This window comes from Agrobacterium vitis (genome assembly GCF_014926405.1).
Classification (GTDB): domain Bacteria; phylum Pseudomonadota; class Alphaproteobacteria; order Rhizobiales; family Rhizobiaceae; genus Allorhizobium; species Allorhizobium vitis_H.
Genome location: NZ_JACXXJ020000002.1, coordinates 24,229 through 38,184, shown reverse-complemented (window position 1 = coordinate 38,184; position 13,956 = coordinate 24,229). Strand labels below are relative to the sequence as shown.

The window sequence follows — 13,956 nt, the reverse complement described above, 5'->3', positions numbered from 1 at the left end:
GATGTGAGGGAAAGGTGAGTGAGGCTTAAGTCGCGATGACAAACTTTTTGCGCAGCTTCTCGGGCGCGGCTTCGATGATGGTTTTCGATCCACTGTCGGTGACCACGATGCCGATTTCTTCGATCTTCCCGACGACAGACAGGCTGCTCTTGGTGAACTTAGAATGATCTGCGACGACAATCGTCCGCCGAGAGACTTCGACCATGACCTTCGCGATGCTCGCGTTGACCGGTTCAACGGTGCAGACCAGACCGCGATCGACGTCGATTGACGCAGCATTCAAGACAAGCTTGTCGACGTTGAACTGCCGAATGAACTGCTCTGCCAACGGACCGCGGAAGGAGTGATTCGAGTCGGTGTATTCACCACCTACGGAATAGATCTTGTGATTACCCTGGCGCGCCAGCTCCGCAACGATGTCGAGGCCGTTCGAGATGATGGTAAGGCTCTGGCGACCCGCGAGCATTTTCGCGACTTCTAGCGCGGTTGTGCCTGCATCGAGCAGGATCGTGTCTCCGTCAGAAATCATGCCAACAACGGCGGCAGCAATTGCAGCCTTTTCAGCCTGCTTCCAGACCAGACGGGCGGAGTTTGTCGCATCTTGCGCTACCTGGTTAAGCCCGACTGCGCCACCATGCGTCCGGCGAAGAACGCCCGACTCCTCAAGTTCCACGAGATCCCGACGAGCCGTTGCCACAGAGATCTCAAAACGCTCCGTTAGCGTTTTGAGATCAACGAAGCTCTGCTCACGCAGAAGCTCGACGATTTTTGCCTGTCTGCCTTCGGCCTGTGTCGGGATTGGATGCGTTTCATTCATGGTAATGACGTTTCTCGTTCATGTGTGAGCGTTATCTATCTACCCTAGATGACACCCATATGACGAAAACGGCATGCAACGTAAGTACATTGTATTTTGCGGGGCACCAATTCGATGCTGCAGTGCGCTAATCTGCCTCAGAATGAGCGATATCGTTCACGTTCTGAAGGATAAATTTATCTGAGAGTGTTAGGCATTCAATCACTCCTCGCGGGCGCGGTCTCAGAGTGGCATTAGGCGAGCACTTAGTCTTGGGTTCCCAATGCTTCGCCATTCGCAAGGCGGTCAAGGAGTTTCAGGCCCGAATGACACGCGGTGATGTCGAGCGTGGGCCGGAATAGGCCCGTGGCCCTTTTCCTCGCAAAAAGCCGACAGTATCGTGCGCTCCGCATCCCTATCAGGCTCTACGGATTGAAACGCAAAATGGGCAAGACGAGCTGGCGTTTCGATCGGGCGAAACGGGCGCGCATGAACCTCGCCGAGAACAGATGCACGATCGCGATGAGGCGAGAGCGCTTGTGTCGAATTCTCAGGCGAAGGTGTCATGGTGAGTGTCTTCCCAGTTCAGGACGCGGCCAGCAGGGCTTGCCGCCGGAGCAGCATTCCGAAAAGATCCCTTGGCTCGTCTGGGTCGGCTAGAAGGTCGAGTGGGCTGCTGTGGCTTGATCCCTCAACGCGGTCGCGGACGTAGCGCAGCGCCGAAAAATCCTCGATCGCAAATCCGACGCTGTCGAAAAGCGTGATTTGCTTGTCGCTCTTTCGGCCGACGTCCTGGCCAGTCATCACGCGCCAAAGTTCCGTCACAGGATGATCTGGCGCGAGTTGCTGGATCTCGCCTTCAATCCGGGTCTGTGGCGGAAACTCCACGAAAATATCCGAACGCAGCAAGATATCGCGGTGCATCTCGGTCTTGCCCGGGCAGTCTCCGCCGACACCGTTGATGTGGACGCCGGGGCCTATCATATTGTCACTCAGGATCGTAGCGTTGTTCTTGTCGGCGGTTACGGTCGTGATGATGTCCGCGCCTTCCACCGCCTGTTCGGCGGATGTGCAGGCCTCGATCTGAAACCCGAACCGCTGGAGATTGCGGCTGCAGCGAGCAGTCGCCTCCCGGTCGATATCGTAAAGCCGTATCCGATCGATACCGAGCAGCGCCTTGAAGGCGAGCGCCTGGAATTCGCTCTGGGCACCGTTGCCGATCAGCGCCATCGTGCGCGCATCTTTACGGGCCAGATACTTTGCCGCGATCGCGGAGGTCGCGGCCGTTCGCAAGGCCGTCAGGATTGTCATTTCCGACAGCAGCAGCGGATAGCCGCTATCGACATCGGAGAGCACGCCGAACGCGGTCACCGTCTGGCGTCCCGACTTCGTGTTTTTCGGATGGCCGTTGACATATTTAAAGCCGTAGAGCGTGCCGTCGCTCGTCGGCATGAGTTCAATCACGCCGTCCCGCGAATGCGATGCGATGCGTGGAATCTTGTCAAAGCTTTCCCAGCGCCGGAAATCTTCTTCAATATAGCCGGCCAGTTGAACAAGGAAGTTCTCGATCCCGGTGCTGACCGCCAAATCCATCATGTTTTCAACACTGATGAACGGAACGATGTTGAGGTTGGCAATTGCTGGCATCTTTTGGCCCCCTTTATTGGTTTGATAGACTGCCGGACGAGCCCCGATCACACGGGTTCGGCCGTGATCGCGTACCCGGTAACTACCCGTTTCTTGAGCGTGGGCAGATCCAGCGGGCCGAGGTCTGGAAGCAGGTCGTTTTCTTCGGAAAAGTCGCGTCCGTAGCAGGCGCTTAAAATTCGCACGCCGCTTTCATGCAAAGGCGCCGATACGCCGGCTGCTTTTGCCAAATGCAGGGTGGGGATCAGACCAAAGGGAACGTCTTCGAGCACGTAGCGAGTATCAACGCTCTTTGGGCCTGCCGGGTCGCTTCCGCGCTCGACCAGGATCGACGATATTTCCGAAACGGATTGGCCGGATATGTCGAACGACAATCGGAAGTGATCGAAGGTGGATCGGACCGTCTTGCCGAAGGCGGAAGCGATTGCCAACCTCTCCAGATCGAGCGCCTCAAGGAAGCGGCCGACGGCAGGCGTGACGTTGGTGTTCTGACCCCATTCCTCAGCTCGCTCGATACGTGACAGATTGCACAGCGCGATGCCCATATGGTCCTGGGGATTGAGATTGCTCAATGCGATCGTGAGGATATCGTCCTTCACGTCGAAGCGATCACCGAACAGAGCGACACAGGTGTCGTGCGCCCGTCCTGCGAAACGTGCCGGCACGGTCGCCATATCGACCTTTGCCCGGATGGCGCCGATGTTGAACGTATCCGCCTCCCGCGGCTTGCATGTCAGCACAGTTGTGCTCCATGCCGTGATTGGGATCTCGATTCCACGCTCGGCCAACCCTTTGGCGAGGTAGAGCGCCGCAAAGGAAAGATGGGCGCTGATGATCACCGAATGACGTGCGCTGAGGTGCGGCAGAAGAGCGTCGAGAACAAAGCGGTGACCATAGGCGGGCAGCGCCAGCACGATCACATCGGCTTCGGCCAATTCCTGGGCGTTCGTGCAGATATGCGGGTGGAACTCCGTGCTGATCGCACCCGTGATCTTCACCGGTGCGCCGGCAGAGAAAGCAGCAGTTCTTTCGCGTGAACGCGACCAGATCAATGGCTCATGTCCATTCTGCAAGAGGAACGCCGCATACCCAATGCCGATCGATCCTGCTCCGGCGATTCCAACCTTCATCTTCTTCCTCCTGGTTTCGAAGGGTCGTCTCGATGCGAGAGGCAAACCTCGATCGCACCGGGCCACACCCGGTGGTCAAAATGCTGTTGTCACCCTGTCGAACACGCGCCGGCCGAACAGGCTCGCGGCAAGATCGGTCATCAGTCGGGCCGTACGTCCTCGCTCGTCCAGAAACGGATTGAGCTCCGCAAGGTCGAGCGAGGTGACGAGACCGCTGTCATGGAGCATCTCCATGATGAGGTGTGCCTCTCGGAAAGTCGCCCCGCCCGGAACCGTGGTGCCCACCGCCGGCGCAATCCCGGGATCGAGGAAGTCGACGTCGAGGCTGACGTGCAATCTGCCCTTGGCCTTGCTCACGCGGTCAAGAAAGACGCCGAGCGGGCGTACGACGCCTTGCTCGTCCAGAACCCGCATGTCGGCGACTTCGATACCGATCTCGGCAACCCGGCGCCTTTCTTCCGGGTCGACCGAGCGAATCCCCATCATGGATACGTTGCGGGGATCCACAGGCGCGGCCAGCGGCGGTAGCCCTTCGAAGCCAGGCTGGCCCGTATAGTAGGCGACCGGCGTGCCATGAAGATTGCCGCTTGCAGTCGTGTGTAGGGTATGCAGGTCTGCGTGCGCGTCCAGCCAGAGGACGAATTGCTCCTTGTCGAGTTCGGCCGCTCGTTCGGCCACCCCGGAAACGGTGCCGGCAGACATTGAGTGATCGCCGCCGAGAAAAACCGGAAGATCGCAGCTGCGGGCCATCTCCAGCGCTTTTTTGGAGAGACTGCGCGTCCATCCCACCATAGCGTCGAGGTTCTTAACAGCGGAATTGGTGTGACTGATTTCGGGCTCCGCCGTCGGCGTCGCATCTCCGAGATCAGTGACGGCCCAGCCCAGTTCCGTCAAAGCTCGCGACAAGCCGGCAGTCCGAAAAGCATCAGGCCCCATCAGGCATCCGGGTTGGGATGCGCCGCTTTGAACGGGGGCTCCCAGGATTTGGCACGTCTTCAACTCATTCTCCTTGCGACGCCGCGAGGCGTTCATTTCTTGACTGCACCTTTGGTCACCACGCTGTGGCGATGGCCGAACGATCACTCATGTGTCGACGCTGAAACGACTTCCTCGGCCTGCTGAGCTGCAAGCATCGATACCGTTAAGGGAACGAAGGGAGGCCGCGGATTGAATAGGCCGACCTCGCCAGCGGTCAGACCGGCGACGGACTTCACCAGTTCGTGCACCGGGTAGCCGCACTGCCTTCCCTGACAGGGACCCATGCCCGCGCGTGTAAAACTCTTCAGCTGGTTAGGGCCTCGGCAAGCGCCACGGACAGCAGCTTCCCTCAACACGCCCGCGCTCAACTCTTCGCACCGGCAGACGATCGTTGCGTCGTCCGGCTGGGTCCGCGCAATATTCGGCGGATAGACTCCATCCAGAAATCGCCGGAACGCCTTTTGCCCGGCATGATGTGCCCTTAGCGGTTTTGTCTCGGCATCCGCCTGAGCGGCCGTCAGGGCGCCGTCACGAAGAAGGATACCGGTCGCGGCGATCTCTCCTTCGATCTCGGCATTGACGGCGCCGCCGATCCGAGCACCGTCCCCGGCTATGTACAGTCCGTCCGGACCTGCGTTCATCCACTCGTCGCGCTCAAGCCGGAACGCTGACTGGCCGACATCCCACATCAGTTGCGCGCCGACCGACACGGCCAACTGATGGCTTGGCACCAGCCCCTCGTGTACAAGAAGGGATTTGACCTCCAATCGGTCGGACCTGCCGTTTGAAGTTTCGAACCGTACAGTTTCCAGTCGTCCGCTTCCTTCGGCGCTGATTTTGACCACGTTGCGTACGTGCCGAACGCCACTGAACTGCGGTAACCAGGCAATCCCTTTCAGGATTTGGCCGGGCTCCTTTAGCGCCCCGCGAAAACCGCGCAGCGAACGGCTGATGAGACCCCGAGGGGTCGTATCGAGATAAGCGACGGGCTTTGTCCCGGCGAGCCGCATCTGCTGCATGTATAGTAGGGGAAGAGGTCCGCTCCCGACCACGGCAACTGGCCCCCGTGGCAGTTGGCCCGCCGTCTTAAGGAGAATCTGTGCGGCGCCGACCGTCATGATGCCGGGTAGCGTCCAGCCGGTGAACGGAACCGGGCGTTCCTGTGCGCCCATAGCGAGCAAGAGATGCCGTCCCATGACAGAACGAATTTCTCCACCCTTTACATATTCCACCGTCCAACCCTGGCTGAGCCTGCTTACCTGAGCCTCCGGAATGTAGTCGGCGCCGCAGGCCAGGAATGCTTCGATTTGCCGGATACCGCGTCGATATTCCGCCCCCAGAACGTTTATGACCGGGCTCGTCGCGTTGCGGCCGGCATTGCGCCAGATCTGACCTCCAGGCTGTGATTGCGAATCCAGCAGGATGACGGACAGACCGCCGCGCACAGCGCGCCTCGCGGCGGCAATGCCAGCGGGGCCGGCTCCGACGATCAACAGGTCGGCGCTCGAATGATGGTTCATTTCAGCCTCTTCGGATGGTCATGGCGTTCGACCCTCATGCCGGCTTGAACCGCTTGCTGACAGCTTCGGATCGTGCCGATGTCTTCGATGTACACGATACATTCGAAACAGACGCCCATCATGCAGTAGGGCGCCCTGGGCTGGGCGGAAGGAAAGGAGGTCCGCGTATGGATGTCGTCCAGACGCAGAAAGACGGCGGCCAGAGGCTCCCCATCACGAGCGGTCACAGTTCGACCGTCGATGGTGATTTCCACGCTTGGGCCGGAGGGAAAGAGAACTTCACTCGTCACGCCGCGATCCCCATCTTGAATCTGCTGCCGCGGAAAGCGTCGTAGGATGGCTCCCTTCCATCGGCTGCCAACCATTCGGCAAAAGGACCCGCATGCAGAGCGGCAAGGGTGACGCCGGAATGGCATGCGACGACATGGATGCCGGGGTATCGCCGCGACCGATCGTAGACCGGCACCCCATCCGGGGTCAGCACGCGGAGTCCCGCCCATTGCCTTATGACACGCAACGCGCCGACGTCAGGCATCACACTGATCGCGCGATTGGCGATATGACGTGCGCCGCCAGCTGTCACATCGGTAGACCGGCCCACACGTTCATTCGTAACGCCGAGCTGAAACGTGCCCGTCATAGTCTGACGAATACCGCTGGCGGCGTAAGGAAATACCGGGGCGACCCGTTCCGTGATGAGAAGCTGCCCCTTTTCCGGAACGAGCAGAAGTGGAAGGTCCAGGCTCTTGGCAAAAGCCATGGAGTCATTTCCCGCTGCAATAATCACCCGCTCCGCTTCTATCGTGAGGCCATCCGTTGCCAGTCGGAAGCCACCAAGCGTGGGCGCGATGCTGTCGACGTGTTCGCCCGTCACCAAGGTTCCACCGAGGCGCACAAATCCCTCCAGCAAAGCGCGAAGGACCAGGAGAGGATTGACGTCACCGTCCATATGACTGAACGACGCTGAACACACCTTCGGCCCGAGACGGATGTCGGGAAGCATGCGCTCAAGGCGCGAGCGCTCCAGCATCTCGAAACGATAGTCAGGATGAATGGCAGCCATCTTCTCGCCGATGGCTTTTTCTTCTTCCGCCTGAGCTTCCGACACACAAAAGAGCAAACCACCGTTGCGGCGGTACTCTACGTCGACACCGGTCAGCTCTTTCAACTCGGAGGCAAAACCTGGCCACAGCTCAGCGCTTTGCCGCGTGATGCGATGATATTCAGGATATTCGTCGCCCTTGCCTTGAACCCAGATCAGGCCGAAATTTGTTCGGGACGCACGCAGCGCATCGTCCGCGCCATCGATGATGATCACCCGGCGCCCCAACTTGGCTAACCCGTATCCAATTGCGGCGCCCACTACGCCGCCGCCAACAATGGCCGTCTCGAACTCGTGATCCATTTAACCTTCTCACAATACGAAGGCTTCCGTGCCCGGGCGAAACGTTCGATCCGTGGCCATTAGCCCCCAGTGAGCCAGACGCATCCTTCAATCCTCGTGCGGTCGGCTATACAGTGTGTCCAGCTGTCGCCGTTTGACGGCCAAGTTTTGAGGACCTTCTTTGCTTCGGTTTCATCAGTCTTGAACAGATGATCACCATGTGAAGCGGGTCGATTGCAGATCTGGCTATCTTGGAATTCTTGCCTTCCAGCTTAGGGATAAGGCGTTGCCGTCCATGCTACAAGGGCAGTAATAGGCATACGGCGATGTTCAAATGTTATGAAGGCGGCATGGTCCTAGGGCCGTCGCGAGCGACAGGACGAGATCTCAGTCACCTTCGTCGCCCTCAGTTTCTATAAAGCAGGCGAGTCTCATCCGTTCCGATTGATTGCCGTTGCCAATCAATCGGTGGGATATGCAAATTCTCCAAGCGGAGTGAGCAGCGTATTCATCGCTGAAATATCGCGATGATCATTCCAGGACGGAGACAGGTTTCATGCAGATCAGAATAGATCGAAATACCCCGCAGGCCGACCAACTGAAGAAGCGAGGGTGAGCGGCAGATGCTTAGAATCGGCGTTGATATCGGTGGGACGTTCACAGATTTTTGCGGGTGGCGTGAAGGAGAGGACAGGATCGTCACTCTGAAGGTACCTTCGACTCCTCCCGCTTTCGAAAACGGTTTCCGCGAGGGATTCGAAAAACTACTGGAACGGCTCGCGCCCGAGCCGGGCGAGGCAGCCTTCGTCATGCACGGCACCACGGTCAGCACGAATGCCGTAATCGAGCGAAAAGGCCCGAAGATCGCGTTCTTCGTAACGAAGGGATACAGGGATCTGCTCGAACTGCAGCGGATCGGCGTCCGCAACCCTCTGAACCTGTTCGAGATCCGAACCAGGCCGCTGATCGATCGCGAGATGGTTTTCGAGGTTGAGGAACGCCTGCTGCGCGGCGGCTTGGTTCGAACCTCGATCGACGAGGCCGCAGTCGAGGCACTTGCCCGTCGTGCAGCCGACGCAGGTGCTGCCGGCTATGCGGTCGCGCTGCTTCACAGCTACGCCAACCCGCAGCATGAACAAGCGGTCGCGCGGGCTATCCGTAAAGCGGTCGGCGAAGATGCCGAGGTCAGCCTGTCCAGCGAGATCTGGCCGCGGATCGGAGAATACGAAAGAGCGATCGTCAGTGTGCTCAACGCTTTCGTGAAGCGCCGGATGAACGAGTATATCGGTGCGGTCGAAACTTATGTGGCTGAACGGTTGCCAGGGTCGCAACTTTTCGTCACACGCTCGAACGGTGGTGCGATGGCCGCCAGTGAGGCGCGCAACTTCCCCGTCCATACGCTTCTGTCGGGTCCGGCGTCTGGCGTGACGGCTGTGCAATATCTCGGCCGCGCCTTGGGCGAACACAACATCCTCACCATGGACATGGGTGGCACCAGCACTGACATCTCGCTCGTGCGCGATGGCGAAGCTCTGACCTCGACTTCGGCCGAGGTGGGTGAGTTTCCGGTTGTCATGCCAGTTACCAGCATCGAGGCGATCGGCGCAGGCGGCGGTTCGGTCGTCACGATTGATGGCGGGGTGTTGCGTATCGGCCCGCGCAGTGCTGGGTCCTATCCTGGCCCTGCCTGCTTCAGCCGAGGCGGCACGGAACCCACGCTGACCGATGCCTTTTTACTTGCGGGCTATTTGCCTGAAGCCCTTCTTGGCGGCGATATGCTGCTCGATCGTCATGCCGCCGAACGCGCTATGGCGCCGATTGCGGAGACTCTCAAGACGGACGTGCTCAGCGCCGCGGAAATGTGCGTCACCGTCGCAAGCTCGAACATGGTGGCCGGTGTCTTGCCTTATCTCGCACGCCAGGGCGTCGATCCCGAAGATCTGACGGTGCTCGTTTACGGCGGAGCTGGCGCGATCCAGGGGCCGCTCCTTGCGGCCGAGATCGGCGTGAACCGCGTTCTTGTGCCGGCGACACCTTCCGTATTCTGTGCCCTCGGGGGCCTTGTCTCTGATTTGAGCAACGACGCGCTCGAAACCGTCCACGGCCTTGATATCGATGGTTCTCTCATCGCGAAGAAGTTTCAGGTCCTTCGCGAGCAGGGAGCCGAATGGTTATCGCGGCAGGCACCGCCGGAGCGTCTCGTGTCGAAAACGTTCGAGTGCTGGGCCGAGATGCGCTACGTCGGGCAGTCCTTCCAGGTCGACGTGCGGCTGCCGGATACGGCGATCGAAGCGCACGACATTGCCGCAATGCATGCCGCCTTCCACCAAGAGCACGAACGCATCTACAGCCATGCCGACAAAGCGGCGCCAGTCGAGTTCGTCGACCTGCGCATGCGCGTGCGTGGATCGATGTCGATACCTCAGCCCACAACACCGGAAACGTTCGGGGCTGGCGGTGCGCTCAAAACGGTTCGTTCGATGCGCTTCCACAACAAACTCATTCCCGAGGTACGCGTCTTCGATCGCGCATCTCTCACCCCCAACGATGCGATCCAGGGGCCGGCCGTCATCGAGCAGCGTGATGCGACGATCGTCGTTCCGCCAGAGTTCGTTGCCCGCGTCGGAGCCTTTGGCGCAATTCTCATGACCCGGAGCTGATCAATGGATGCCGTTCGTACTGCCGTCATGAACAATCGATTCAACGCGATTGTCGAAGAAGCCTCTGCCGCGATCTACCGCACCGCCCACACGACTTTCGTTAAGATCGTGCAGGATTATCAGTGTGCGATTGCGACTGCCGAAGGCGAAATGTTCGCTTATCCGATGTTGTCTGGCGTCAATGTCTTCGTCGGCTCCCCGTTGAAGCCGACGCTGGATGCCATCGGCCGGGAGAACCTGAAGCAAGGCGATATCATCATCACCAACGATCCCTTTGCCACGGACGGTCTGGTGACGCACCTGATGGACGTTACGCTGCTTTATCCGATCTTCTACGACGAGAAGCTGATCGCGATCGGCTGGGCATTTGTCCATGCGTCCGATATCGGCGGCGCCGTTCCAGGAAGTATCTCGCCAGCCTTCACGGAAGTATTCCAGGAGGGCCTCCGTGTCAGGCCAATGAAGCTCTACGAAGGAGGGGTGTTGAACGAAGCGATCAAGTCGATCTTCCAGGACAACAGCCGAATTCCGACCGAGTTGTGGGGCGACATTCAGGCCATGATCTCGGGCCTGAAGAGCATGGACCGGCGCGTCAGCGAGCTTTGCGAGCGATATGATCGTGAGAGTGTCGAGGAGGGGATGCAGGACGTCATCAACTACGCGGAGACCAAGGCCCGCGCGGTGATCAGGACGATTCGGGACGGTGTATATACCTTCTCGGACTATCTTGAAGGGATCCATGATGGTCAGCTGGCCTATTTCAGCGTGACCATGACGGTGAAGGACAGCGAGATCGAGGTTGATTTTACCGGCACGGATCCGCAATTGGCGGCCGCCTACAACCTGGTAACGGGGGCAACCACCCACCCCTACATTATCCAGTGCCTTTACGCCTACATCCTGACCGTTGATCCGCTGACGCCGCGCAACTCCGGTATCTTGCGGGCGATCCACGGCCATGCTCCGCGCGGCACGGTTCTCAACGCGGTCTATCCCGCATCCGGCGGGTCTCGTGCTGCATCAGCGACACGCGCCTACGACGTTATCCTGGGGTGCCTCAATCAGGCACTACCGGAGGGCCTTGCCGCAGCCGGTGGCGGTATGAGCGGGGTTATCGTCGTTTCGGCTCCCGATCCTCGTACAGGCCGTGACCGTGTCAACGTGGTGGGTACGATCGACGGCGGCGGCGGTGCCCGCCGTGGCGTTGACGGCCTGGACGGATCGGAAGTACGCTACTCACAGCGCAGCGTGCCAGTCGAAGTCATCGAGATCGAAACGGTGCTGGTCATGCGGGCGCTCCGCCTCGTGCCGGACAGTCGCCGCGCGGGAAGATTCGCCAGCGGCGCCGCGCTCGAAATCGAAATGGAAAACACGTCAAATCGCGCGGTCATAACGGTCAGAAACCTGAACCGGTTTGTGTTCGCGCCGTGGGGCTTCAAGGGGGGAGAGATCGGTCTTCTGGGTAAGGCAATCGTCAATCCTGGCCGACCCGATGAGCGATCGGTCGGCAAGATCTCGGTGCTGGAGCTCGGACAGGGCGATATTCTCAGGATCACCAGTTCCACAGGCGGGGCGTTCGGCGAACCTCTTGAGCGGGATGTGGCGGCGATCGCGCGCGAGATCGAAAACGGCATGATTTCCCCGGAGCGGGCCGCCGACGTCTATGCTGTCGTCTTCGACCGGGACGGTAAGATCGATGAGGCGGCGACTGCGGAACATCGCCGCGAACGCGGGAACCAGAGGTCCGGCGACTTCAATTTCTGCATCGAACGCCAGCGTCAGGACCAGGTGTGGTCGCAGCAGACACGCAGGGAACTGGCATCGCGAGCACTGACCTATGAACAGCGCATCCGCAGCCAGCTTGTCGATCGCGTTCATCACCGCCTGTTGGCGAAAGGTGAACGGGTTGATGCCGGGAAACTGGATCAAGTCATCGCCGAAGAAGCTGGCCGGTTGTAGCGGCGATGGTCCTGTGATCGTAAGCAGTTAGTGTGAACGGTCGTCTGAAAGTGCGGCTATTGGAAGGGATGCCTCCTCCAAGGGGGCATCCCTTGTTCATTCAGGATTTCAAAAGCGCCGCTATTTTCGCGCTGAAATCAGGTTTTGCGCAGCCAACGTCGCAAACTCGACGAAAGGCAGTATCCCTGGAACCGGGCAATCCGGATTCCAGCCCACGGCCATCGAAATTTCGACGGACATATCGTCCACAACTCGGGTAACAACGCCGTCGGGGGTCATCGCAGACACCCACTCCGGCAGGAATGTGATCCCGACGCCGGCAATCACCAGGGCCAGAGCTGTATTGGTGTCGGAGACCGCTATGTCGTTCTCGATCAGCAGGCCGGCGCCGACAAGTTGTTCGTATACAGTCTCAAAACACGATAGCTCGAAGCGCTTGAGCGCGAAAACACCGTGCCCGGCGAAATCTGACAATCTCAACGCCGGTTTCCTCGCAAGTGCCGATTGGCGAGGCATGACGGCGACAAATCGTTCCGAGAGCAGGTGGCGAAACCGCACGAGATTGCTATTTGATGGCGGTCGCATCAACCCGACATGGAAGTCACCGCGCTCGATCCCCCGCAGAAGCTCGATAGAATCGACCTCTTTGATGACAAGCCTTGTCCTGGGAAACCTTTGCCGGAAACGGCTCAAGATCAAGGGGAGCAATTGACTGGTGGCCGGGCTGATCGCTCCGATGATCAGCTCTTCTCCGCCGGGACTGAGACCGCCGGCTTCCAGCTTGGCATTGAGGATCGCCTCGTCGATTTTCAAAAGGATCTCGCGCGCGTGATCAAGGAATGACGCCCCCGCACGCGTCAGCTCCACGCGCCGCGTAGAGCGGATGAACAGTTGCACCCCCATAAGCTCTTCGAGCCGCTTGATCTGCTGGCTGAGCGTTGGCTGCGACATGTTCAGTCGGATCGCGGCTCTGCGGAAATGTAGTTCTTCAGCGGCAACGACAAAGCAGCGGATGCTTCCGATCTCTATTTGATACGACATCTCCGCTCACCAATACAAAGCAACGTAACAGTCAAACCCGAATATTTGAATGTTACGTCGAGTTTCGCCTGAGCGCACTCTTTCGATCGGTAATCCAACGGGGATTTCCAAGTTCTAATGCGTCTCCACGGCCTTCGGAGCCGTTCCGCCCACCCGGGCGCGCATGTGCGGATTGAGCCACCACTCCGCCAGCATGACCAGACGGCTAACAACGAACGTGATGGACAGGTAGATCGCACCGGCGACGATGAACACTTCGACCGGGCTGTAGGTAGCCGAGATGATCTGCTTCGCCAGACCGGTCACTTCGACGATCGTGATTGTCGAAGCAAGCGACGTCGATTTGATGATGAGCATCACTTCGTTGCCATAGGCCGGCAACGCTTGCCGGATGGCGATCGGGAACACGATTCTCCTAAACTGGAGAATTGTGGACATGCCAACAGCGCGCGCGGCTTCGATCTGCCCGAGAGGAACCGCCTGTATGCCGCCCCGGATGATTTCGCTGGTATAGGCTGCGGTATTGAGGGCCAGAGCGAGGATCGCGCAGAACCACGGTTCGCGGAACGACGACCACAGACCAACTTCCGTGAGGAACACTCTGAACTGAGCCGACCCGTAGTAAATCAGGAACATCTGCACCAGAAGCGGGGTCGATCTGATCAGGTATACGTAGCCGTATGCTACCGAAGAAACGATGCGGTTTTTCGAAAGCCGCATAAGCGCGACAGGCACCGAAACAACAAATCCGATGAGAAGCGATATGAACGCGAGCGCCAGCGTCGTGGGGACGGCAGCAATGAGTTTGGGGAACGACTCGATGATGAGTTGAATATCCATA

The 13,956-nt window shown here is 59.1% G+C and carries 12 protein-coding genes; 2 read left to right on the top strand and 10 right to left on the bottom strand.

Translation table 11 applies throughout. The features are described from left to right. Positions 1-25: 25 nt before the first annotated feature. The 8 genes from IEI95_RS01040 to IEI95_RS01005 form a co-directional block, all read right to left on the bottom strand. Positions 26-817, bottom strand: coding sequence for a DeoR/GlpR family DNA-binding transcription regulator (locus IEI95_RS01040; protein ID WP_070167529.1), 792 nt, complete (start codon positions 815-817; stop codon positions 26-28). A 285-nt stretch (positions 818-1,102) separates the two neighbouring features. Continuing rightward, positions 1,103-1,363 carry a DUF3422 family protein gene (locus IEI95_RS01035; RefSeq protein WP_234887850.1) on the bottom strand — a complete coding sequence of 87 codons (261 nt, stop codon included), beginning with the start codon at positions 1,361-1,363 and terminating at the stop codon, positions 1,103-1,105. An 18-nt stretch (positions 1,364-1,381) separates the two neighbouring features. Continuing rightward, entirely contained in the window at positions 1,382-2,443 is a 1,062-nt protein-coding gene (gene ocd / locus IEI95_RS01030) for an ornithine cyclodeaminase (protein ID WP_070167556.1), read from the bottom strand. A gap of 47 nt (positions 2,444-2,490) precedes the next feature. Next, positions 2,491-3,573 (bottom strand): NAD/NADP octopine/nopaline dehydrogenase family protein, encoded by a 1,083-nt coding sequence (locus IEI95_RS01025; RefSeq protein WP_070167528.1) that lies wholly within the window; start codon positions 3,571-3,573, stop codon positions 2,491-2,493. 75 nt (positions 3,574-3,648) lie between these two features. Beyond that, entirely contained in the window at positions 3,649-4,605 is a 957-nt protein-coding gene (gene rocF / locus IEI95_RS01020) for an arginase (RefSeq protein WP_085946471.1), read from the bottom strand. Between the two features lie 47 nt (positions 4,606-4,652). Continuing rightward, on the bottom strand, positions 4,653-6,071 hold the full coding sequence (locus tag IEI95_RS01015; protein ID WP_045025077.1) for an FAD/NAD(P)-dependent oxidoreductase: 1,419 nt from the start codon (positions 6,069-6,071) through the stop codon (positions 4,653-4,655). Further along, entirely contained in the window at positions 6,068-6,361 is a 294-nt protein-coding gene (locus IEI95_RS01010; protein ID WP_041723965.1) for a (2Fe-2S)-binding protein, read from the bottom strand. Before IEI95_RS01010 ends, IEI95_RS01015 begins: the two co-directional genes overlap by 4 nt. Continuing rightward, on the bottom strand, positions 6,358-7,476 hold the full coding sequence (locus IEI95_RS01005; RefSeq protein WP_012654952.1) for an NAD(P)/FAD-dependent oxidoreductase: 1,119 nt from the start codon (positions 7,474-7,476) through the stop codon (positions 6,358-6,360). Before IEI95_RS01005 ends, IEI95_RS01010 begins: the two co-directional genes overlap by 4 nt. 602 nt (positions 7,477-8,078) lie before the next feature. Between IEI95_RS01005 and IEI95_RS01000 the strand changes: the two genes are divergently transcribed. After that, positions 8,079-10,115, top strand: coding sequence for a hydantoinase/oxoprolinase family protein (locus IEI95_RS01000; RefSeq protein WP_070167527.1), 2,037 nt, complete (start codon positions 8,079-8,081; stop codon positions 10,113-10,115). A gap of 3 nt (positions 10,116-10,118) precedes the next feature. Further along, entirely contained in the window at positions 10,119-12,074 is a 1,956-nt protein-coding gene (locus IEI95_RS00995) for a hydantoinase B/oxoprolinase family protein (protein ID WP_070167526.1), read from the top strand. A 120-nt stretch (positions 12,075-12,194) separates the two neighbouring features. Here IEI95_RS00995 and IEI95_RS00990 read toward each other — a convergent pair whose 3' ends face one another. Both IEI95_RS00990 and nocM read right to left on the bottom strand, forming a co-directional pair. Further along, complete coding sequence (locus tag IEI95_RS00990; RefSeq protein WP_070167525.1) at positions 12,195-13,115, bottom strand: LysR family transcriptional regulator; 921 nt, start codon at positions 13,113-13,115, stop codon at positions 12,195-12,197. Between the two features lie 114 nt (positions 13,116-13,229). Then, on the bottom strand, positions 13,230-13,955 hold the full coding sequence (nocM, locus tag IEI95_RS00985) for a nopaline ABC transporter permease NocM (protein ID WP_045023350.1): 726 nt from the start codon (positions 13,953-13,955) through the stop codon (positions 13,230-13,232). Position 13,956: the final 1 nt, after the last annotated feature.

Excerpts from the sequence above, each read along its gene's own strand:
- IEI95_RS01040 (WP_070167529.1), bottom strand. The coding sequence starts at position 817 with ATGAATGAAACGCATCCAATCCCGACACAGGCCGAAGGCAGACAGGCA.
- IEI95_RS01035 (WP_234887850.1), bottom strand. The coding sequence starts at position 1,363 with ATGACACCTTCGCCTGAGAATTCGACACAAGCGCTCTCGCCTCATCGC.
- ocd (WP_070167556.1), bottom strand. The coding sequence starts at position 2,443 with ATGCCAGCAATTGCCAACCTCAACATCGTTCCGTTCATCAGTGTTGAA.
- IEI95_RS01025 (WP_070167528.1), bottom strand. The coding sequence starts at position 3,573 with ATGAAGGTTGGAATCGCCGGAGCAGGATCGATCGGCATTGGGTATGCG.
- rocF (WP_085946471.1), bottom strand. The coding sequence starts at position 4,605 with ATGAACGCCTCGCGGCGTCGCAAGGAGAATGAGTTGAAGACGTGCCAA.
- IEI95_RS01015 (WP_045025077.1), bottom strand. The coding sequence starts at position 6,071 with ATGAACCATCATTCGAGCGCCGACCTGTTGATCGTCGGAGCCGGCCCC.
- IEI95_RS01005 (WP_012654952.1), bottom strand. The coding sequence starts at position 7,476 with ATGGATCACGAGTTCGAGACGGCCATTGTTGGCGGCGGCGTAGTGGGC.
- IEI95_RS01000 (WP_070167527.1), top strand. The coding sequence starts at position 8,079 with ATGCTTAGAATCGGCGTTGATATCGGTGGGACGTTCACAGATTTTTGC.
- IEI95_RS00995 (WP_070167526.1), top strand. The coding sequence starts at position 10,119 with ATGGATGCCGTTCGTACTGCCGTCATGAACAATCGATTCAACGCGATT.
- IEI95_RS00990 (WP_070167525.1), bottom strand. The coding sequence starts at position 13,115 with ATGTCGTATCAAATAGAGATCGGAAGCATCCGCTGCTTTGTCGTTGCC.
- nocM (WP_045023350.1), bottom strand. The coding sequence starts at position 13,955 with ATGGATATTCAACTCATCATCGAGTCGTTCCCCAAACTCATTGCTGCC.